Genomic DNA, 20,877 nt, shown 5'->3' with positions numbered 1-20,877 from the left:
AAATATTGTTATGAAGAGATATTTAACTTTCGTAATACTAATGGCATGTGCCGTTGGTAGTGCACAAAACATAAATGAAGCTTTACGTTACGGTACAGAAAACCTTCAAGGAACCGCTCGCTTTCAAGCTATGGGTGGAGCGTTTGGCGCCCTAGGCGGGGATTTATCATCACTAAACATTAACCCTGCGGGCTCTGCTGTTTTCAATAATAGCCTATTTACCATCACAGGTTCTAACTACCATACAAATAATGACGCCCGTTACTTTGGTGACGCCTTAATAACCAAGAATAACGACATTGAACTAAATCAATTAGGTGGTGCATTTGTATTTAAAAACACCGATGCTAATTCTGATTGGAAAAAATTTACCTTGGCTTTTAATTATGACTTGGTCAATAATTTTGATAACGAATACTATGTTTCTGGAAGTGCAACAGAAGGTATTGATACTTATTTTCTAGAATTCGCAGGTGGTACACCTTTTGGGTCAATTTTATTACAAGATGGCGAATTTTTAGAAGAAGCATATTTAGATATTGGTGCAGCTCAAGGTTTTAGAGACCAACAAACATTTTTAGGCTACTATGGTGGAATTCTCGACCCAGAGACTGAAGATAACAACAACACAAATTACATTAGTAATTCTCTCTATGACTTTGTTGATCAAGATTTTTTAAGAAGAACTACGGGCTATAATAGTAAGTTTACCGTTAACGTTGCTTCTCAATACAAAGAGAACATCTATTTGGGAGCTTCTTTAAATTTTCACAGCGTTCTATATACTCAATATGATCAGTTTTCGGAAGATGGTTACGAGCCAAATTCTGAAATTACCAGAACTACTTTTGACAATTATTTAGAAACTGAAGGTAACGGATTCTCATTTACCTTAGGTGCAATTGCCAAATTGAACGATAATGTACGTTTAGGCGGTAGCTACCAATCACCAACATGGTATCGCTTGGAGGACAATACTTCGCAACGTGTAAATTCTGATTTAGCGGATGCGGATATTAATTTTATCAACTTTACTATTGTAAACCTTTTTGAAGAGTACACGGTTAAAACACCTAGTAAGCTTACAGGTAGTTTAGCTGTAATATTCGCAAAAGACGGTTTATTAAGTTTCGATTATGGATACCAAGATTTCTCACAATCAGAATTACGCCCTACAAACGACCCAAGCTTCCAAACAGTGAACTCAGAAATTGCGAGTGATTTAGGAGCCGTTTCTACTTTTAGACTTGGCGGTGAGTACAGAATTCAGCAAGTAAGCCTAAGAGCAGGATACCGTTTTGAACAGAGTCCGTATGCCAATGGAAATACAATTGGAGATCTAAATGCCATTTCTGGTGGTATTGGGTATAACTTTGGCGGAAGCAAATTAGACTTTTCCCTAAGTCGTTCTCAACAAGATGTAAGCGAAAGATTATTTAATGCCGGTATTACAACACCCGCAATGATTGATAGAGGAATTATGAATGCTACCTTAAGTTATACGATTAACTTTTAAGACAAAAAGCAAATACATTTACATAAAAAAAGGGGAGCGTTAGGCTCCCCTTTTTTTATCTATCTTTTTAATGTAAAATGTGTCTTTCGAGTTTTAGCAACCAATAGATCATCTTCCATTTCTCCATATTCAAACCTGAACCAATAATCTGTAGATGGCATTTGCTGTCCGTTAAAATTACCGTCCCAAGTATCCGTAGGCCCTAATTGTTTCAACAACTTACCGTACCTATCAAAAATAAATACTGCAGGATTACTTAGAGTTTCTATACCTTTAATATTCCATGTGTCATTAATACCATCTCCATTCGGAGTAAAAAATTTAGGATATCCAACTACCAAAAATTGATACGGTTCTGAAGTACCACAGTCATTATTATTATCTCTTATTATTACTGAATTTTCACCAGCTGGAACATCATAAAAAACGGGACTATCTTGAAAATCCCCATCATTAATAGCATATTGAAAATCCCCATCACCTTCAACAAAAATTTCTATATTATTTTGATCGGGATCAACAGAAAGATTAGTTTCCAATATTTCTATTCGATCTCTAATAGGAGTACCATAAAAAGTAACCAGCACTCCACTATCATCACGATATGTTAATGGACCACCAGAAGACGCATTAGTATAGACCGTAGCGAAATAACGTCCTGTATTGGGACTAATTATTACTAATTCTGCATCAAAATCCCCTGAACCAGCAGGGTAATCATCAATTACACCATCATCATCATAATCAACCTCCCATTCTACCCTATCAATTGCATCACCGGCAGGAGAACTCATAGCACTAAGCGTTATTGGATCATCGCCTTCACAAGCCACAATATCCAGTCCTAAAAACTCATCACGAAAATCACAATCCAAAGCAGTATCCGCATCAGCATTTACAGAACTACCCGTAAAGGTTAACATAAATGGTTCAGGATCTTCCGTAAAATTATCTGCAAAATTATTTATTAGAATGTAATAAATTTCACCAGGCAAAACATCTAAATATTCATCATAAGTATTCTGACTACCCGTTAAAGATGCACGACCCTCTTCCCCACTTTCAGGGTTTACTCCTAATCCTGTAAAATTAGTATCGTTCACTTCATAATTACAACGAATAGGTTGTGCCGTACCATTACTAATATCCGCACAATCCACATCTGGTCCATAGACTGCAAAATCCCACTCTGCTGTAGGTGTTGATCCAGTTGATGGTAAAGCTTCAATATCAAAACCAACTTGACCACCCGTACCCGCTCTAAATACAAACCATGAAGTATTAAACTCGATATTTGCTGATGAAAGACTTCCTTTTTCAAGACACCCAGTTTGTAGTATTACATCTGGGTCAAAATCATCTACATCACCAGTTCCGCCAGCCAAACCCATTATAGGTTGATCAGCACAAACAGGAATAGCCGTTCTACAATCGGCTGAATTCTGTGCAGTTACATTCCAATAGAAAAGAAACAAACAACATATAGAACAAAGAAGTGTTCTCATAAAAGTGCAACTATTTAGTATACGTAATGTATATTATAACTACACATGACTTGCTTTAGTATCTTACAACGGATATTCTTACGTTTAATCGATAAAATGCACTTTTTATACCTAAATATCAGGCTTAGCGCTTTAAAGCAAAGTGATTATTGATATAAGATGCATTTGTGTCTTCACCTAAAGAATTGGTATAGGAAAGCTTGAACCAATAGTCAGATTCCGGTAAAAATATACCGTTGAAAGAACCGTCCCAACCACTGGAATTCTCAAATAATTGATGCAATAATTTACCATAGCGATCATAGATCGTTATTACAGGATTATCTAAAGCTGACAAACCATCCACTTTCCAAGTATCATTTACATTATCTCCATTAGGTGTAAAGAATTTTGGAAAACCGACTACGACAATATCTCTAGTATCCGATCCACAACCATTTGCATCGCGCACAGTGATAGTATGCTCACCAGGGAATAAATTATTGAATACCCCACTACTCTGTGGCATATCACTATCAACTTGAAACTCAAAATCACCATTTTCTTCCAAGAACACATTGACCACATTAGAAGCATCATCTTCATATTCTATGGTAATATCTGAAATTACAGGCGGACTAGAAAAAACCACGGTAACAGAACGTACGGTAATACATTGAAGCAACCCTTCTCTGTTCGTTACCGATAATGTATAAACACCAGGCTCTGCAACGGTAATTAATGATGATGTTTGACCTGAGCTCCATTCATACGTAAAATCATTGTCGGGAATTCGCTGCCCAATTGTTACAATTGGTTCCTCTCCACAAATAAACACCTCTGTTTCAAAATCTAGAACAGGTAATTCAATTCCGTTCACATCAAAAGTTTCAGAAGCATCAAAACACATAGAATTTTCTATTGATGTCGTTCTAACATATATGGTTTGCAAAACTTCTGTTGGTATAAATTCTTTTGAAAGTGCGTTTGCACCGTCAATTGCATCTTCAAAGCTTTCATGATAAGAAACCCGAAACTCCATTGAACTTTGCCCTCCTAACGCTTCAGTATCCTTTGTATTAAAATCGATAGCCGTACCGTCTAGACAAGCAGTTTCATCTTCTAATTCAAATGTTTCAGGAGTAGGTGCATAAGCAACTTGAGTTTCACTAATTAAATTATTTCCCAGTGGTCTAACTACTAAAACACGATACATACCTGAAACCGCAATAGAAAGTTCTGCATCACTTTCGCCCGGTATACGTTGGTAACCCGCACCAGCATCTAAATACCACTCATAATCCAAAGCATCAACAGTAGTTGCATCTAAAACCACGGTTTGATTATCACAAGCAATAACCGGCGGACCTAATAAATTGTCTATAATATCACAATCTAAAGCTGAATTTGGAAACTCAACAAAAATGTTTCCTGAAAACTGAATTGAAAAACCGGAGTTTTTATTACTGAAGTTATTTATCATCAAGAGATATTCTTCTCCTGGTTCAACAGTTAACCAATCATCATATTGTATATTATCTATACCTGTAGGATCCTCACCAACACCTATATAACTACTATCATCAGAATTATCAAAGTAATTACATCGAACAGGATCTCCTAATGAAGTACAATCACTTGTTCTATATAAGGCAAAATCCCAATCTTCGTTAGAATCATGTCCTATATTAAAACCTAATTGACCAATTTCACCAATTTTAAATTTGTACCAAGCAGAATTAGTTTCTATAGTACCACTGCCCTGCGTAATACAACCAGAAATAGTAGCTCCGTTAAAATCATCGATTCCAAAACCATTGGTACCGCCATTTACAGGTGTATTATAGCAAATAGGAACCGCATTTGCACAATCAGCAGCTACCTGTGCAAAACAAGTGAACATGCCAAAAAAGCAAATTAATAAAGTAGATATTACATACTTGGCCATAGGGGACTTCTGATTTGGAAAATAAAATTAACTAGACCTTAACGTTATGGCTAATTTATGTTGTGTAATGCCCGTTATTAGTTATAAAGTGGCACATATTGTATATCTTTGCAGCTTCTAAAAGATTGATAAAATGAAAATTGAGGATACACTGGAAGATCAATTTGATGAATTAGGAAACGATCATATTTCTACATCAGAAGATACTCCATTACGTTCAGACGCCTTTGATCTGGACGATGCCGAAAAGATTGAACGCATTCGCGATAATGTACGCGAAATTATGCTTACGTTAGGTTTAGATTTAACCGATGATAGTTTAAAAGGAACTCCAAACAGAGTTGCTAAAATGTATGTAAACGAAATATTCGGAGGTTTAAACCCTACAAAAAAACCTAAAGCCTCTACTTTTGACAACAAGTACAAGTATGGGGAAATGTTGGTTGAAAAGAATATTACCCTTTACAGCACTTGCGAGCATCATTTGTTACCTATTGTAGGTCGTGCACATGTTGCCTATATTTCTAACGGTACTGTTGTAGGTCTTTCTAAAATGAACCGTATTGTTGATTACTACGCAAAACGCCCTCAAGTTCAAGAGCGTTTAAATATTCAAATTGTAAGGGAATTACAAAAAGCCTTAGGCACGGAAGATGTTGCTTGTGTTATAGATGCAAAACATCTTTGTGTAAATTCTAGAGGAATTCGCGATATTGACAGTAGCACCGTAACTGCAGAATATGGCGGTAAGTTTAAAGAAGAATTGGTACGCCGCGAGTTTTTAAATTATCTAAATCTAGACACCCACTTTTAATAGCATATAGCTTCATGCAATTGTTCGAAAATCAGGAAATCAAAGTATATAATTCCTTAACCGGAAAAAAAGAAGTTTTCAAACCTATAAACGAAGGCTATATAGGCATGTATGTTTGTGGGCCAACCGTGTACAGCAATGTACATTTAGGAAACTGCCGAACTTTCATGTCTTTTGATATGATTTTTAGATACTTTAGACATCTTGGCTACAAAGTAAGATACGTACGTAATATTACAGATGCAGGTCATTTGGTAGATGATGCGGAAGATGGCGAAGATAAAATTGCGAAAAAAGCACGATTAGAAAAGTTGGAACCTATGGAAGTAGTACAGCGTTACACTGTAGATTTCCATAATATTTTAGAGAAATTTAATTTCTTACCCCCCAGTATAGAACCTACGGCAACCGGTCATATAATAGAGCAGATTGAAATTATCAAGGATATTCTTGAAAAAGGATTTGCTTATGAAACTAATGGCTCTGTATATTTTGATGTTGCCAAGTTTAACCAAGAACACGAATACGGTAAACTTAGTGGTCGTAAGCTTGAAGACATGATTGCCAATACCCGTGATCTTGCAGCTCAAGACGACAAGCATAATCCGCAAGATTTTGCTTTATGGAAAAAAGCAGAACCACAGCATATTATGCGTTGGCCATCGCCATGGGGCGACGGTTTCCCAGGATGGCATTTAGAATGTACTGCTATGAGTACAAAATACTTGGGCGAAACATTTGATATTCATGGAGGTGGAATGGACTTAAAATTTCCACACCACGAATGTGAAATTGCACAAGCAGAAGCTTGCAATGGTCAAAGTCCGGTAAACTATTGGTTACATGCCAATATGCTGACCTTGAACGGTAGAAAAATGGCAAAATCTACGGGTAATAGTATTTTACCGGGAGAAATATTTTCTGGTGAAAATGAAATTTTAAGTAAGCCTTTCTCGCCTTCAATGGTTCGTTTCTTTATGATGCAGGCACACTATACCAGCATTTTAGATATGAGTAATGATGCCTTATTGGCATCTGAAAAAGGGTTCAATAAGTTGATGGAAGCTATCAATTCCCTTAAATCATTAAATACTGGCAAGACTACCTATTTTGATATTACGGCTTGGAAAGCATCTTGCTATGCTGCCATGAACGATGATTTTAATTCACCAATACTAATTGCGAAATTATTTGATGCCGTTAAGCATATTAACCTCATTAAGGAAGGCACTGAATCTATTACCGCAGAAGATAAACTAGAATTAGAAAGCACTTTACATGGTTTCGTTTTTGATGTTTTAGGTTTAGAAAACAAAAATAGTTCTGATGCCGATACAGAAAAATTAGGTGGTGTTGTAGAGCTATTGATTGTATTACGTAAATCAGCTAGAGAAAACAAAGATTTTGCCACATCTGACCAAATACGTGATCAATTGGCGGCACTAGGTATTCAATTGAAAGACGGTAAAGAAGGTACAACGTATAGCCTTTAATCTAAATATTTAGATTTATGAATTTTAGACTGGTATTCACCAGGTGCTAGGTGTTGCCTAGTTTTAAAGACCCTGTTAAAGTAAGACCTGCTCTCAAATCCGCAATCTAGATAGACATCTTTAATACTACGCTTCGGATCCTGCAATAAACCCACAGCTAGTTTTATACGCTCGTTATTTATAAACTCTACCGGAGAAATTCCTAATTCTAACTTAAAGGTCCTGTAAAAATGTGAAGGACTCATACATGCTAACCTACTTAGGTCATCTACACTTAAAGACTTGTGTACATTATCTCTAATGTAGCGTATAACTTCAGTAAGTCTACTTTCTTTTTTAATGGACAAAGTTGCGTTACTGTATATTTTATGCTCATTGGTCTGCAAGATTCTAATGATAAGTTCACGTAACATGTTATCTACAAATATGTCTTTGGATGGATGATCTTCAGAAAACAAAAACAAGAGGCGCTGAATAATTTGAAATATCCCCCTATCATTCACAAAATGAAAATTATAATCCATTAAACCCCATGCCTCTTTATTACTCTTGGGCATATTCTCATTCATGAACTGTAATACCTTGTTTATTTTATCTTCTGAAATAGCCATTGCCAAACATCTTGTTGGGTTCTTTGCCATAGCTTCGGGGAAATCTATACACATTCCTTCATTTGCAGGTAAAACTAAAGACTCTCCCGGCAAAAAATCAAATGATTCATAATCTCTTAGGTGCATAATTTTCTTTCCCTGTATCATACTAGCTAATACGGGTTGCTCAAATTGCAATAATACACTTGCTGCCTGCTCATGTGTTTCAAAAACATGCATAGCGGCATTGTTCATAGTATAAGAGGTTTGGTTCTCGACCAAAGTCTCTAAACGCCTTCCATTAAAGAAATTATCTGATAAATGAATCACACTAATTTTGATTTAATTTTAAGGAATTTACAAAATTATATACTTAAAAAAATCATAAAATGAATTTTTGATAGAATAGTTCACATTATTCGTAGTATTCTTCAGATGAATTGAATATGTGAGAAGTACATTTAGAATATCGTATTGGCACTACCAATACAACAAGACTTCTATTATTAACTTAAATCATATATTATGAGCACAACAGCAGCAGTAGAAAAAGATGTACTTCAGAAACCTAAATTTAAAAACCAGTATGAAAATTTTATTGGCGGCAAATGGGTTGCACCAAGTAAAGGAGAATATTTTGACAACATCTCTCCTGTAGATGGAAAGTCATTCACAAAAATACCAAGATCAACAGCTGAAGATATTGAAAAGGCAATTGACGCCGCTTGGGAGGCAGCACCATCATGGAACTCTTCATCAGCAACGGAAAGAAGTAATATGCTTCTAAAAATTGCAGACAAAATAGAGCAAAACTTAGAAGTTCTTGCCAGAGCAGAAACATGGGATAACGGTAAAGCCATTCGTGAAACTATGGCTGCAGATTTACCTTTAGCAGTTGACCATTTTAGATATTTTGCCGGAGTCATTAGAGCAGAAGAAGGGTCTGTCAGTGAATTAGATTCTAATACGGTGGCATTAAATGTCACGGAACCACTAGGTGTCGTCGGTCAAATTATACCATGGAATTTCCCATTATTAATGGCTACTTGGAAATTGGCTCCAGCATTGGCTGCCGGTAACTGTGTAGTTTTAAAACCTGCCGAACAAACCCCTGTTGCAATTTTAATTTTAATGGAAATCATTGAGGGAATTTTACCTGACGGTGTATTAAACATTGTAAACGGATTTGGTGCAGAAGCAGGTAAACCATTAGCCTCTAGTCCAAGAATTGATAAAATTGCCTTTACCGGTGAAACCACTACCGGGCAATTGATTATGCAATACGCATCTAAAAATATTACTCCGGTTACCTTAGAGTTAGGTGGTAAATCTCCAAATGTATTTTTTGAAAGTATTATGGATGCTGATGATGAATTCTTTGACAAGTGTTTAGAAGGCGCCAATATGTTTGCCTTGAACCAAGGTGAAGTTTGCACTTGTCCGTCACGTATGCTGGTACAAGAAAGTATTTATGACAAGTTTATAGAACGAGTAATAGAACGTACCAAGGCTATTAAAATGGGACACCCTTTAGACCCAAACACAATGATGGGCGCTCAAGCTTCCAACGATCAGTTCGAGAAAATCCTTAGCTATATACAAATAGGTAAAGAAGAAGGTTGCGAGGTACTTACTGGCGGTTCTCAAGCGTATAACGAAGGTCTAGAAGGTGGTTACTATGTTGAACCGACTATCTTAAAAGGGAATAATAAAATGCGTGTTTTCCAAGAAGAGATTTTTGGACCTGTACTTTGTGTGACCACTTTTAAAGATGAAGCCGAAGCTATAGAAATTGCAAATGATACTCTATATGGCCTAGGTGCAGGCGTTTGGACACGTGACACCCACCAAGCCTATCAAATATCAAGAGCGATAAAAGCCGGTAGAGTTTGGGTCAACTGCTATCACCTGTACCCTGCTCATGCTCCATTCGGTGGGTATAAAAAGTCAGGTATTGGTAGAGAGAACCATAAAATGATGTTGGCACATTACCGTCAAACCAAAAACATGCTTATCTCTTACGATAAGAAGAAAATGGGCTTCTTTTAAAAAACAATTTATGATGAAAACAAAAAGAGTATTAGTAACCGAAAAAGCGGCTGAAATAATTGCTCAGCTAAAAGAAAGGCATGGCGAACTTATGTTTCACCAAAGTGGTGGCTGTTGTGATGGTTCATCTCCCATGTGTTTTGAAAAAGGAGATTTAATGCTCGATGATAACGATGTTTGGTTGGGCACCATAGAAGGTTGCGATTTTCATATGTCTAGAGATCAGTTTGAATATTGGAAACACACGCAACTAACGGTTGATGTTGTCCCTGGCATTGGTTCTAGTTTTTCATTGGAAATTCCGTTAGGACTTCGATTTTTAATCAAATCTAGATTATACTCTGCAGAAGAAGCCGAACATCTAGACCCCATAAGAATAGGCGCCTAAACCGAAACCATTTCATTTTCAGAAGTCCGGATGCAACTCATCCGGACTTCTTATTTTACACAGTTAGTTGTTTTGTAGTAAATTTGTATTATCAATTTGTCATCGTGAAAATCTCATTAAAAAAAATTCTTATTGCTCCCTTGGTATTTCTAGTCCGGTTTTACCAAGTAGCTATCTCTCCGTATACTCCAGCAACATGTAGATACTCCCCTACTTGCTCTCAGTATACACTTGAAGCATTAAAAAAACACGGTTTATTCAAAGGCGGATGGATGGCAACCAAACGAATTTTTAGCTGCAACCCTTGGGGCGGAAAAGGATATGACCCAGTTCCTTGATTAAGCTTTGAACGCAAATTCAAATACAAAGTTCAAGTTCAAGGCTCAAGTTCAAGGCTCAAGTTCAAAAATTAGATAGTTAAAATAAAGATTCATTTGGTCATGAGATTTTGATATCGTCAGACAATATAATTTTTTAATTTCTATTTTCTCTTCTCTTTTTTCTATACTCATTATTCCCCACTATATAAACTTAACGCTCTTTTAACCTAGAACAAAACCGATTTCCACAATCTAAAGCCTACGTAGATTTCTATTTTATTATCTTAGCCTTTCAAAATTCAACACATGCATTTCTTAGGAATTACTTGGAATCCGAACGAGACACTTTTCAACATCGGATTCATACAAATTAAGTATTACAATCTTCTTTGGATTACAGCCTTTGCATTAGGTTGGTTTATCATGAAAAAGATATTCCTAAATGAGAAAAAATCTGTAGAACAATTAGATTCGCTATTTATCTACACGGTTCTAAGTACAATGCTTGGTGCAAGATTGGGGCATGTATTCTTTTATGACTGGGCGTACTATTCCAATCACCTTATAGAGATTTTAATTCCGGTTCGCGAAAGTGATACAGGCAGTTTATTATTTGGCTTAATAGGTGGTTATGAGTTTACAGGCTTTGCCGGTTTAGCCAGTCACGGAGCTACTATTGGTATCATAATCGGCACGTATCTGTACACTAGAAAATACCCGGAATTTAAAATGCTTTGGATATTTGACAGAATGGCTATACCAGTGGCAATTGGTTGTTTCTGCGTACGTCTAGGTAACTTTTTCAATTCTGAAATCAATGGGAAAGTGGTAGATGAAAACTTCATATTCGCAACCAAATTCATTCGAGATTCAGACGACTTACATCCATCAAAAGCATTAGGCATTACGCAAGAAAAAACATTGAATGCCGCTTATGCAGCAATAGAAAACAACCCTCAGTTTTCACAGTATTTAGCTGAGATACCATATCGTCATCCGGCACAATTGTATGAAGGCATAGGTTACTTGTTCATATTTATTCTATTATATTTCCTATACTGGAAAACCGACAAGAAGAATAAGCCAGGTTACCTGTTCGGCTTGTTCTTTGTATTACTTTGGACAGTTCGTTTCTTTGCAGAATTTGTAAAGAAAAGTCAAGGTGGGTTTGAAGAATCTTTAGGCTTACTTTCTACCGGGCAATGGTTGAGTATTCCTTTTATTCTAATTGGATTATACTTCATGTTTAAAAAAACTAAAACCGCATAGTATTGAAAACGATATATAAAAGTTCGGTTATTTTAATGGCTGTTGCACTACTAGCTTTTTCTTGTAAAGAAGAACCTAAGAAGACTATTGCCACGCAAAGTATAGATTTCACTCATGAAGGAGATATAACCATCTTTTTAAATGCAAGTGATACCGTAAAAACCAAATTCAATATTGAGTTTGCAGAAACGGATTACGAAACCCAAACGGGACTTATGTACCGCAAGGGAATGGAAGATGACCAGGGTATGCTATTTATTTTCCCTGACCAGAGAATGCATTCTTTTTACATGAAGAATACAGAGTTTCCTCTAGATATTATTTATATAAAAGATGATTTAAAAATTGCTAGTTTTCAAGAAAATGCCCAGCCACTTAATGAGACCGGTTTATCTTCACAAGTACCTATAAAATATGTTCTTGAAATTAACGGTGGTCTAGCGCAAGAATTAGGGCTATCTATAGGTGACAGTATTAGCTTTAGCAGAAAGTAATTACCGCTTCTAATATTTTATTACGAAATAATGCCAAAGCACGTATTATTCAATGAAGAATCTGAACGCTTACTTTTTAAAGAAGTACAACCTTCAGATTTTCAAAATTGGCTCCCTTTTCATGAAGAACCTTTATGTACCCAATATTGGTCAGGTTTACCAACCGATCCTATTGTGGCATGCCAACAACAATTTGACAGAATATTTGAGCGCTATAATGAAAACTTAGGTGGCATGAACGCTTTATTCTTAAAAGACACCAATACACTAGTAGGTCTTTGTGGAATACTTATACAAGAAGTAGATGGTAAAAAAGAGTTTGAAATAGGTTATTCCATTCTCCCAAAATATTGGCGGCAAGGCTTTGCTTTTGAAGCTGCCAAAAAGTGTAAAGAAATAGCTTTTCAAAAAGGATGGACCAAAAGCTTAATTTCAATCATACAAGTTGATAATATTCCCTCGCAAAAAACAGCTATAAAAAATGGGATGTTTTTAGATTTTACTACTTCCTATCACAATAACGAAGTTCATATTTTTAGAATAAACGCATAAATGAGTCATTGGGTAATATATTTAGATAACAATTCTAATAAGAAAGGCTTCATTAAAGACTTTCAACATGGTAACATACCTGTAGCGCTTCAAGAATTCAAACCTAAAAACGGTCGATTATTTTCTGCTTTTACTTTAGACAAACTTATTGACGAAGAAGATAAGCATGACAAAAAGTTTATCAGTTCTGAGCATCAAGCGCTAGAAACTATGTCTAGTGGGGAGCAAAAAAAAGCACTACTAAAGTATCTATTAAACGAAAAACCAGATTATATAATTCTTGATAATCCTTTTGACAATTTAGACATTACTTTTCAAGAAGAATTAAAATCAATACTAAAACAACATTCAACAGAAATTGCATTTATTCAACTGGCGAGCAGAAAAGAAGACACCCTTTCTTTTATCAAACATTTTGGCAGCCTTAAAAAAAATGAATTTACAGTATTAGAGAAATCGGTATTGAACGAGAATGCAAATAGCCACACATTCAATGCTATAAATATACCTGCATCAATCACCCCCATTACCAACCTAGATAATATTTTGATCGATTTTAAAAATGTAAGTATCTCTTATGGTGAGAAGCGAATATTGAACGATATCAACTGGACAGTAAAGAAGGGTGATTTCTGGCAACTTTCAGGTGCGAACGGTAGCGGGAAATCTACCATGCTTTCCATGATATTTGGTGATAACCCAAAAGCATACGGTCAAGAAATTTATCTTTTCGGAAATAAAAAAGGTAGTGGAGAAAGTGTTTGGGACATTAAAAAGAAAATAGGGTATTACGCACCCGCAATGACACTTAAATTTAATGGCAGGCATTCTATAGAACATATGCTCATTTCTGGCTTAACGGATTCGGTAGGGCTCTACACCATACCTACAGAGCTACAAAAAAGAATAATTGATCAATGGTTGACCCTTTTAGAATTACAAGATCTAAAAAAGCAATATTTCAATACATTATCTACTGGGCAACAACGTTTGGTAATGACTGCGCGAGCCATGGTCAAAAGACCTCCAATTTTAATATTGGACGAACCAACAGCAGATATGGATGATGAGTCTGCCGGTTTATTGGTCGCTTTAGTTAACAAATTTGCCAAAGAAACCGATACCGCCATTATTTTCGTTTCGCATAGAAAAGAAAAAGGTCTAAAACCGAAACGGACTTTAGACCTTATACCGAGTAAAAATGGTTCATCTGGTATTATAAAATAAAAAGAGACCTTCCCAAACAAAAAAAGGCCGCTCATTTCTGAGCGGCCTTTCTACCTGAGTTAGTTATAAATTTATTCTACTTCAGCACTAGGCTTAGCGTCACCAGAAGTAATTTTCTTGCTCAATGCATCGAACATTACAGGAGTCGCAATAAATACAGATGAATATGTACCTACAAGTACACCAACAATCATTGCAAACATGAATCCTCTTAACGATTCACCACCGAAAATGAAGATCGCCAATAATACCACTAGTGTTGTTAATGATGTATTCAATGTTCTACTTAACGTACTATTGATAGCATAGTTAATGTTAGAACCACCTTTCCAGCCACGTTCAGCCAAAGTTTCACGAATACGGTCAAATACTACCACGGTATCATTCAGCGAGTAACCAATAACGGTTAGTATCGCCGCAATAAACGCTTGATCGATTTCCATATTAAATGGCATCAGCTTACCAAATATAGAGAATACACCAAGTACAATCAATACATCATGGAATACTGCAGTAACAGCACCCAATGAGAATTGCCATCTTCTAAATCTTAATAAGATATAAAGGAAAACTACAAGTAATGAACCTAAAATAGCCAAGAATGCATTTTTCTGAATATCATCCGCAATTGTTGGTCCAACCTTTACAGATGCCAAAATACCGACAGCTTCTTCATCAACACCTCCTAATACAAAAGCCTCTTTACTAAAACCATCTGGCAAGTACTTTTGAAGCGAAGTATATAGTTTATCTTGAATTTCAGTATCAACTTCAATACCCTCTACATCTACTTTATAAGGTGTTGTAATTTTTACTTGGTTAGACTCACCATATGTTTTAACATTTGTTCCGCTACCGAATACTGTATTTAATTCTGATGTTATTTCAGAAGGATTAACAGGATGCTCAAAACGAACCGTATATGAACGTCCACCTATGAAATCTACACCTTTTTGTAATCCAGGTCCTGCTAACAATGAGAATAAACCAACTGCTATTAAAATTCCAGATATTACATAAGCAATTTTTCTTTTCTTCAAGAAATCAACATTGATCCCTTTGAAAAGGTTTTTAGTGATACCAGTAGAGAAATCCAAGCTTCTACCTTTTCCACTAATATACCAGTCGATCAACAAACGAGTGATGAATATTGCAGTAAATAAAGATGTTATAATACCAATAAGTAAGGTAGTTGCGAAACCTTTAATAGGACCAGATCCAAAAATAAATAAGATAACCGCAGTTAAACCGGTAGTAATGTTCGCATCTAAAATAGAAGATAGTGCATTACCAAAACCATCAGCTACAGCTTGACTTTTGCCTTTACCTTTCGCTAATTCTTCTTTAATACGTTCAAAGATCAGTACGTTCGCATCAACCGACATACCAAGAGTTAAAACGATACCAGCAATACCAGGTAAAGTTAACACCGCATTTAAGCTAGTTAAGACACCAAATATTAATAAGATGTTCAACATTAAAGCGATATCAGCAAATACACCTGCTTTACCGTAATAACCGATCATCCATAAAAGAACGATTATAAAAGCAATTAAGAATGACATGAAACCACTATCAATAGCTTCTTGACCTAATGAAGGACCAACAATTTCCGATTGAATAATTTCCGCAGAAGCTGGAAGTTTACCTGCTCTAAGTACGTTAGAGATATCTTTAGTTTCGTTTACTGTAAAATCACCCGTGATTTCTGAACGACCACCAGAAATAGGACCAGAAGAAACACCAGGAGCAGTATATACTTTATTATCTAAAACAATTGCTATTCCAGTCTGGTTGGTGTAAGCATCTCCAGTTAATTTTTCCCATTCTTTAGCACCTTTCGTATTCATGGTCATAGAAACAGCAGGCTTACTGAACTGATCAAAATCCGCTCTAGCATCACTTACTACATCACCACTAATTCTTGGCGTACCTTCGCGATTAGATTTTAACGCGTATAAATCGATAACTTCAGTTTCTTCTGTAGATGGTCTTTCCCATACAAATTTTGTAAACTGAATATCCGCAGGTAATAATCTTCTGATTTCCGGCATTCTTAAGTAAGAACCAATAGTTGCCGTATCCTTAATAGCAGCACGGAACATTGCATTTGATCCTGGGTTAGCAGGAATCAATAATTCGTATAAAGGATTTACCTGTGTAGCTAAATCTAAAGAATCAGCAGAAACATCAGATAATAAAGAATCTAATTCAGACTCTTCTTTAACTTGTTCTGGTTGCTTAACCTCAACAATTGTTTTTAATTTTTCGTTTGCCTGAATCAAAAACGTACTAAAGCTTGTATTACTTTGCTTGTACGTTTCCCAAAACTCTAATTGAGCGGTACTAGATAAAAGATCTTGTGCACGAGCGATATCTCTAGCACCTGGTAATTCAACCAAAATACGACCAGAGTTACCTTCTCTTTGAATGTTTGGCTGTGTTACACCAAAACCATCAATACGTTCTCTTAATACTTCAAAAGCAGAAACAATAGACTCATCTATTTTTCTACGGATGATTGGCTTAACCTCATCATCAGACATTTGAAAGTTGATTTCATCACTAAGACCTTTGTTAGCGAAGATATCCGGCGAAGCTAATTTAGTATCACCTTTGATGTTATCGAAAGCTTCAAAAAACAAATCGATATACGTATCATCACTATTACTAGAAGCAGCATCCGCGTCTGCTAATGCTTTATTAAATACCGGGCTCTTTGTATTATTTGCTAATCCTTTAAGGATATCCTTAATGGAAATCTGTAATGTAACGTTGATACCACCTTTAAGGTCAAGACCTTTATTAAGTTCTTTCTTTTTAGCTTCATTGTAATTGGTATACCCAAATAAAGGGTTATTACCAATAGAATCAAGATAGCTAGCAGCTACTTCTTCTCTTTTGGCCACATAGCCATCTTCTGCCTCAGAAACTCGGCTTGCAGCGAAGGTAGTCGCTTCTTTTTCTACTTTACTGGTTACGAAAGTATAGGATAGCTGGTAAATACTAACTAACCCAAATAATAAAGCAAACAGCTTTATAAGTCCTTTGTTTTGCATTTTAATAGTTTATTTAATTTATGTTGATTAAGATTATATGTATGTTTAAAAAAAGGGCAAACAACTTTTACGTAGAAGTTATTACGCTCTTTAGTACTAGTGTATGTTATCGGAAATTAGCTATTTCCACATGAGTAAGGTCCTGCCCTTACTTCTGGAATTATTTGTGAAGTATTATCTATTGCAAATGCAATAGTTCTATTAATCTTATAAGCCGTAGCTACAAGAACATCTTGCTCTAATTCTACAGCACTACTAAACGGCAATAATACCGGGTTAGTCAATTTTTTAGAATCCTGCTTTTGAACGGCAACTAGAGTTGCATTCAAAGTAACACCGCTATCTGCTTGCTGATGCAGGTCAGATACTACTAAATTATATGTTTCAGGTAGTTGTTCTTTTGGGTAGTCTGAAGGAAATTCTTCTTCATTGGTTGTTAGCGGTTGATTTTCTTCAGAAAGAAACTCTTTAACACTAAGTGCATCAACATCGCTATAATAACGAATACTTAATTGAGCACCGTCATTTTCTATAATTTCAACACCATCAACACCTAGAACTTCTAGTTTCTTGGTGATTTCTGCTAAAATCTCATCATGGGCAGATTCCGAAGCTAATTCTACATCAGCAAATTGTAGTACAATTTGCTGATTAGAAGCTTTAGTTTGCTCTTGACTTAGCCCTAATAAGGCTAGAATAATAAATAAAGTACTTACGCACCATTTTGCATTCATGCGGCAAATATAAAAAGAAAGATTATTCTAGGTAGTATATTTTTTACAATATATAATACCAATGCTCACCTATTAATACAAATAAAGCCCTTATAGTTAGACTATAAAGGCTTTGTTTTATGTTTAAGAGTATATAAACTACAACTCTAAAAGACCATTGGTTTTAGTAACACCAGCAGCACTTTCTTGCATTTTCGCTTTTTCAGCATCGCTTAATGGAATGTCAACGATTTTTTCAATACCATTTTTACCTAAGATTACAGGTACACCTATACAGATATCGTTTAAACCATATTCTCCTTCTAGCATTGTAGAACAAGGGAACATTTTCTTTTGATCACACGCAATAGCTTGAACCAAAGCAGAAACTGCAGCTCCTGGCGCATACCATGCACTTGTACCTAACAAACCTGTTAAAGTAGCACCACCAACTTTAGTATCGGCAGCAACTTGCTCTAATCTTTCATCAGATAAAAATTCAGATACACGAATACTGTTTCTAGTTGCATGAGAAGTTAAAGGCACCATACCTTTATCACTATGACCACCTATTACCATACCGTCAATATCAGAAATAGGAGCTTCCATAGCCTCTGCTAAACGATACTTGAAACGAGCGCTATCTAAAGCACCGCCCATACCTATAATTCTATTTTTAGGTAAGCCAGTAGTTTTGTGAACCAAATATGTCATAGTATCCATAGGGTTACTTACTACGATAATGATAACGTTTGGAGAATGCTCCAATAAACTGCTAGAAACCGTTTTTACGATACCAGCATTTATACCGATCAATTCTTCTCTTGTCATACCTGGTTTTCTTGGAATACCAGAAGTAATTACTGCAATGTCGCTATCTGCTGTTTTAGCATAATCATTTGTACTACCTGTTATCTTTGTATCAAATGCGTTTAAAGAGGCTGTTTGCATTAAATCCATCGCTTTACCTTCAGCATAACCTTCCTTAATGTCCAAAATAACCACTTCTGATGCAAAATCTTTAATGGCAATGTACTCTGCACAACTAGCACCTACCGCACCAGCACCTACAACTGTAACTTTCATTTATTTCTATTTTATGAATTATTATATATAAAATGGTATGTCCACTTTATGTCTATTGAATTTCCGTTCCAAAAATAGGTATTTATTGACGAATTATGCTATGGAGCAGCTGATTTAATTGGGCTGAAAAGCATCGACAAAATGCATATTTTGTTAAAAAATTTTGCGCTTTAACGAAGAAATCGTCAAAAAGCGACCGTACATCGAATTAAAGTAATATCCCAAAATTAGTCACGTTAATTACTGTGGATCCCAAATCCAAAAATAAATTAACCTACTTATGACTAAGAAGTTCCTCTCTTTGTTGGCGATATGCGCCATAGTATTTCTTGCGAACTGTTCTCGCATCGAACAAAATACCGATCCCATTATAGGGATATGGTCACAATCCGAATTAATAGTAACCGAAAGTTCCTCAAAACAAACTGTTAGAAAAGAATGGATATTCAATGATGTTTTTTTAGGAAGATATCATGAAATCGACGGTTCTACCATTACCCTAAAAACAGATTTCAACTGGTCTAAACAAGGCGATATTTATACTGTGGAGTATAAAGGTCTTGATGGCAAACCCAACAATGTAATTACCATTAAAGCAACTGATGAAGGTTCATATCTTCAAAAGAAAGATGGTGCTACATTGGCAATAAGGGAATAAACGATTTTAACAGGGCCATGGGAAAAAGGCTGTCCGGAGGGATCTGGGCAGTCTTTTTTATACCCATTGTTGTTCTAAAAACAGCTTTTAACAAGTATTACCTACGCTTATTTAAAGCACAAAAAAAGGTCCGACGGAATTAGAGATAATTCCTATCGGACCTTTTTAAATTTAAAACTTGTCTTTATCTAAAACCGAAGTTAACACCAACCGTTGCAGTATTAAACTCTCCTAAATTATATTCAGCATTCAACCTAAAGAAACCTAATTTTAGTTTAGTACCTAAGGTACCAGTTACACCATTTACCTTTTTGGTAATTGAAAAAGGGTCTTCATATGTATCTGATGCAAATGGACCGCTTGTAACTCTATATGTTCCCAGTACATCTGTCACAGATTTACCGGTAATATAATTTACACCGCCATAAAAATTAATGATAGGTAATTTTGTTGAAACCACCGCACCAAAAGCCCAGCTACTGATTTCAGCTTCTATTCGCTGATCTTCACCATCGATTAATCTCGCATTGGTCAAATCATAATCTCCACTTATATTGGTATATCCTATAACAGCCGAAATTGCAACAGGTAAAATCTTATCTGCTGGTAATAATTTTGTGAAGTCATGTTGAATACCTACACCAAACAATCCTATAGATGCATCTTCATATTCTATTTTAGGAAGGAATCTTGCCTTTATCTCTGTTCCTTTGATTAACCCTACACTTCCTTGTAAATATCCTGAAGGGATAAAATCGATATCTTCTCCTGCTAATCCTGATGGCAGTTCAAAAGTCTCACGAACCGTTACCCCTAAAACTTCACCTTCAACGAATACCTCTGTTCCAGAAATATCGCCTAATGCAGTTGAAACTTCTCTTGCAACACCTGGGTTATCCACAAAATCCAAATTCTGGTAATCGTTTGGATCTAGGATAAATGTCTTTTTATCTTCTTTATTCTTAAAACCGGTTATGTTACCTATAATTGAAATTTCAAATCCGCCTAAGGGTTTTGCATCGGCAGTATTATACCAACCTGTTGACATGCTATACACCACACTTTCTGATAGTGGAGACATGTAATCCGTAGTAAACCTTTCCGCATCTTCAACTCCGGCTGAAAGCACATTATTGAAATCTGCTTGAGCAGTCGCCGTTAAGCATGTTCCAACTAAAATGCAAGTAAGTAGATTTTTCATATTTCTAATTTTACCT

General features: G+C 35.8%; 18 protein-coding genes. 11 read left to right on the top strand and 7 right to left on the bottom strand.

Annotation, left to right across the window (positions count from 1 at the left end):
* The first annotated feature begins 10 nt into the window (after positions 1–10).
* Entirely contained in the window at positions 11–1,516 is a 1,506-nt protein-coding gene (locus P177_RS05205; RefSeq protein ID WP_036152557.1) for an OmpP1/FadL family transporter, read from the top strand.
* A gap of 59 nt (positions 1,517–1,575) precedes the next feature.
* On the opposite strand, the gene P177_RS05200 is transcribed toward P177_RS05205, so the two are convergent.
* On the bottom strand, positions 1,576–3,021 hold the full coding sequence (locus P177_RS05200; protein ID WP_036152554.1) for a T9SS type B sorting domain-containing protein: 1,446 nt from the start codon (positions 3,019–3,021) through the stop codon (positions 1,576–1,578).
* A 124-nt stretch (positions 3,022–3,145) separates the two neighbouring features.
* Positions 3,146–4,948, bottom strand: coding sequence for a T9SS type B sorting domain-containing protein (locus P177_RS05195; protein ID WP_051941723.1), 1,803 nt, complete (start codon positions 4,946–4,948; stop codon positions 3,146–3,148).
* Between the two features lie 133 nt (positions 4,949–5,081).
* Here P177_RS05195 and folE point away from each other — a divergent pair, with 133 nt between their 5' ends.
* Positions 5,082–5,762 carry a GTP cyclohydrolase I FolE gene (gene folE / locus P177_RS05190; protein WP_036152552.1) on the top strand — a complete coding sequence of 227 codons (681 nt, stop codon included), beginning with the start codon at positions 5,082–5,084 and terminating at the stop codon, positions 5,760–5,762.
* A gap of 14 nt (positions 5,763–5,776) precedes the next feature.
* Complete coding sequence (gene cysS / locus P177_RS05185; protein WP_036152550.1) at positions 5,777–7,255, top strand: cysteine--tRNA ligase; 1,479 nt, start codon at positions 5,777–5,779, stop codon at positions 7,253–7,255.
* On the opposite strand, the gene P177_RS05180 is transcribed toward cysS, so the two are convergent.
* Entirely contained in the window at positions 7,252–8,175 is a 924-nt protein-coding gene (locus P177_RS05180) for an AraC family transcriptional regulator (RefSeq protein ID WP_245233006.1), read from the bottom strand. The two genes, cysS and P177_RS05180, sit on opposite strands and share 4 nt — an antisense overlap.
* Positions 8,176–8,370: 195 nt before the next feature.
* Between P177_RS05180 and exaC the strand changes: the two genes are divergently transcribed.
* From exaC to P177_RS05150, 7 genes are all read left to right on the top strand, one after another.
* Complete coding sequence (exaC, locus tag P177_RS05175) at positions 8,371–9,894, top strand: acetaldehyde dehydrogenase ExaC (protein ID WP_036152548.1); 1,524 nt, start codon at positions 8,371–8,373, stop codon at positions 9,892–9,894.
* Positions 9,895–9,907: 13 nt separating this feature from the next.
* Entirely contained in the window at positions 9,908–10,282 is a 375-nt protein-coding gene (locus P177_RS05170; RefSeq protein WP_036157840.1) for a DUF779 domain-containing protein, read from the top strand.
* 104 nt (positions 10,283–10,386) lie between these two features.
* A complete protein-coding gene (yidD, locus tag P177_RS19630; RefSeq protein ID WP_245233005.1) occupies positions 10,387–10,620 on the top strand; it encodes a membrane protein insertion efficiency factor YidD in 234 nt (77 codons plus the stop codon).
* 288 nt (positions 10,621–10,908) lie between these two features.
* On the top strand, positions 10,909–11,871 hold the full coding sequence (lgt, locus tag P177_RS05165) for a prolipoprotein diacylglyceryl transferase (RefSeq protein WP_036152545.1): 963 nt from the start codon (positions 10,909–10,911) through the stop codon (positions 11,869–11,871).
* A 2-nt stretch (positions 11,872–11,873) separates the two neighbouring features.
* The gene (locus tag P177_RS05160) at positions 11,874–12,365 is read left to right on the top strand and encodes a DUF192 domain-containing protein (protein WP_245233004.1); all 492 of its coding nucleotides are present in this window, start codon (positions 11,874–11,876) and stop codon (positions 12,363–12,365) included.
* Between the two features lie 30 nt (positions 12,366–12,395).
* Positions 12,396–12,917 (top strand): GNAT family N-acetyltransferase, encoded by a 522-nt coding sequence (locus P177_RS05155; RefSeq protein ID WP_036152536.1) that lies wholly within the window; start codon positions 12,396–12,398, stop codon positions 12,915–12,917.
* Entirely contained in the window at positions 12,918–14,144 is a 1,227-nt protein-coding gene (locus P177_RS05150; RefSeq protein WP_036152534.1) for an ATP-binding cassette domain-containing protein, read from the top strand. It abuts the gene before it with no gap.
* A gap of 71 nt (positions 14,145–14,215) precedes the next feature.
* Here P177_RS05150 and secDF read toward each other — a convergent pair whose 3' ends face one another.
* From secDF to P177_RS05135, 3 genes are all read right to left on the bottom strand, one after another.
* Entirely contained in the window at positions 14,216–17,203 is a 2,988-nt protein-coding gene (gene secDF, locus P177_RS05145; RefSeq protein WP_036152532.1) for a protein translocase subunit SecDF, read from the bottom strand.
* 116 nt (positions 17,204–17,319) lie between these two features.
* Positions 17,320–17,937 (bottom strand): hypothetical protein, encoded by a 618-nt coding sequence (locus tag P177_RS05140; RefSeq protein WP_036152530.1) that lies wholly within the window; start codon positions 17,935–17,937, stop codon positions 17,320–17,322.
* Between the two features lie 138 nt (positions 17,938–18,075).
* Entirely contained in the window at positions 18,076–19,002 is a 927-nt protein-coding gene (locus P177_RS05135; protein ID WP_036152528.1) for a malate dehydrogenase, read from the bottom strand.
* 280 nt (positions 19,003–19,282) lie between these two features.
* Here P177_RS05135 and P177_RS05130 point away from each other — a divergent pair, with 280 nt between their 5' ends.
* The gene (locus P177_RS05130) at positions 19,283–19,660 is read left to right on the top strand and encodes a hypothetical protein (RefSeq protein WP_157486463.1); all 378 of its coding nucleotides are present in this window, start codon (positions 19,283–19,285) and stop codon (positions 19,658–19,660) included.
* Between the two features lie 184 nt (positions 19,661–19,844).
* Here P177_RS05130 and P177_RS05125 read toward each other — a convergent pair whose 3' ends face one another.
* The gene (locus P177_RS05125; protein WP_036152525.1) at positions 19,845–20,861 is read right to left on the bottom strand and encodes a DUF6588 family protein; all 1,017 of its coding nucleotides are present in this window, start codon (positions 20,859–20,861) and stop codon (positions 19,845–19,847) included.
* Between the last annotated feature and the right edge of the window lie 16 nt (positions 20,862–20,877).

Source organism: Maribacter forsetii DSM 18668, from assembly GCF_000744105.1.
GTDB classification, from domain to species: Bacteria; Bacteroidota; Bacteroidia; order Flavobacteriales; family Flavobacteriaceae; genus Maribacter; species Maribacter forsetii.
Note: the sequence above shows the minus strand (reverse complement) of the source record. Positions and strands in the feature narration are given on the sequence as shown.

What these genes read in the sequence shown, in the direction of transcription:
- P177_RS05150 (WP_036152534.1), top strand. Translation starts at nt 12,918, where the DNA reads ATGAGTCATTGGGTAATATATTTAGATAACAATTCTAATAAGAAAGGC.
- secDF (WP_036152532.1), bottom strand. Translation starts at nt 17,203, where the DNA reads ATGCAAAACAAAGGACTTATAAAGCTGTTTGCTTTATTATTTGGGTTA.
- cysS (WP_036152550.1), top strand. Translation starts at nt 5,777, where the DNA reads ATGCAATTGTTCGAAAATCAGGAAATCAAAGTATATAATTCCTTAACC.
- P177_RS05130 (WP_157486463.1), top strand. Translation starts at nt 19,283, where the DNA reads ATGACTAAGAAGTTCCTCTCTTTGTTGGCGATATGCGCCATAGTATTT.
- P177_RS05135 (WP_036152528.1), bottom strand. Translation starts at nt 19,002, where the DNA reads ATGAAAGTTACAGTTGTAGGTGCTGGTGCGGTAGGTGCTAGTTGTGCA.
- exaC (WP_036152548.1), top strand. Translation starts at nt 8,371, where the DNA reads ATGAGCACAACAGCAGCAGTAGAAAAAGATGTACTTCAGAAACCTAAA.
- P177_RS05125 (WP_036152525.1), bottom strand. Translation starts at nt 20,861, where the DNA reads ATGAAAAATCTACTTACTTGCATTTTAGTTGGAACATGCTTAACGGCG.
- lgt (WP_036152545.1), top strand. Translation starts at nt 10,909, where the DNA reads ATGCATTTCTTAGGAATTACTTGGAATCCGAACGAGACACTTTTCAAC.
- P177_RS05205 (WP_036152557.1), top strand. Translation starts at nt 11, where the DNA reads ATGAAGAGATATTTAACTTTCGTAATACTAATGGCATGTGCCGTTGGT.
- P177_RS05140 (WP_036152530.1), bottom strand. Translation starts at nt 17,937, where the DNA reads ATGAATGCAAAATGGTGCGTAAGTACTTTATTTATTATTCTAGCCTTA.
- P177_RS05155 (WP_036152536.1), top strand. Translation starts at nt 12,396, where the DNA reads ATGCCAAAGCACGTATTATTCAATGAAGAATCTGAACGCTTACTTTTT.
- P177_RS05195 (WP_051941723.1), bottom strand. Translation starts at nt 4,948, where the DNA reads ATGGCCAAGTATGTAATATCTACTTTATTAATTTGCTTTTTTGGCATG.
- folE (WP_036152552.1), top strand. Translation starts at nt 5,082, where the DNA reads ATGAAAATTGAGGATACACTGGAAGATCAATTTGATGAATTAGGAAAC.
- P177_RS05200 (WP_036152554.1), bottom strand. Translation starts at nt 3,021, where the DNA reads ATGAGAACACTTCTTTGTTCTATATGTTGTTTGTTTCTTTTCTATTGG.
- P177_RS05170 (WP_036157840.1), top strand. Translation starts at nt 9,908, where the DNA reads ATGAAAACAAAAAGAGTATTAGTAACCGAAAAAGCGGCTGAAATAATT.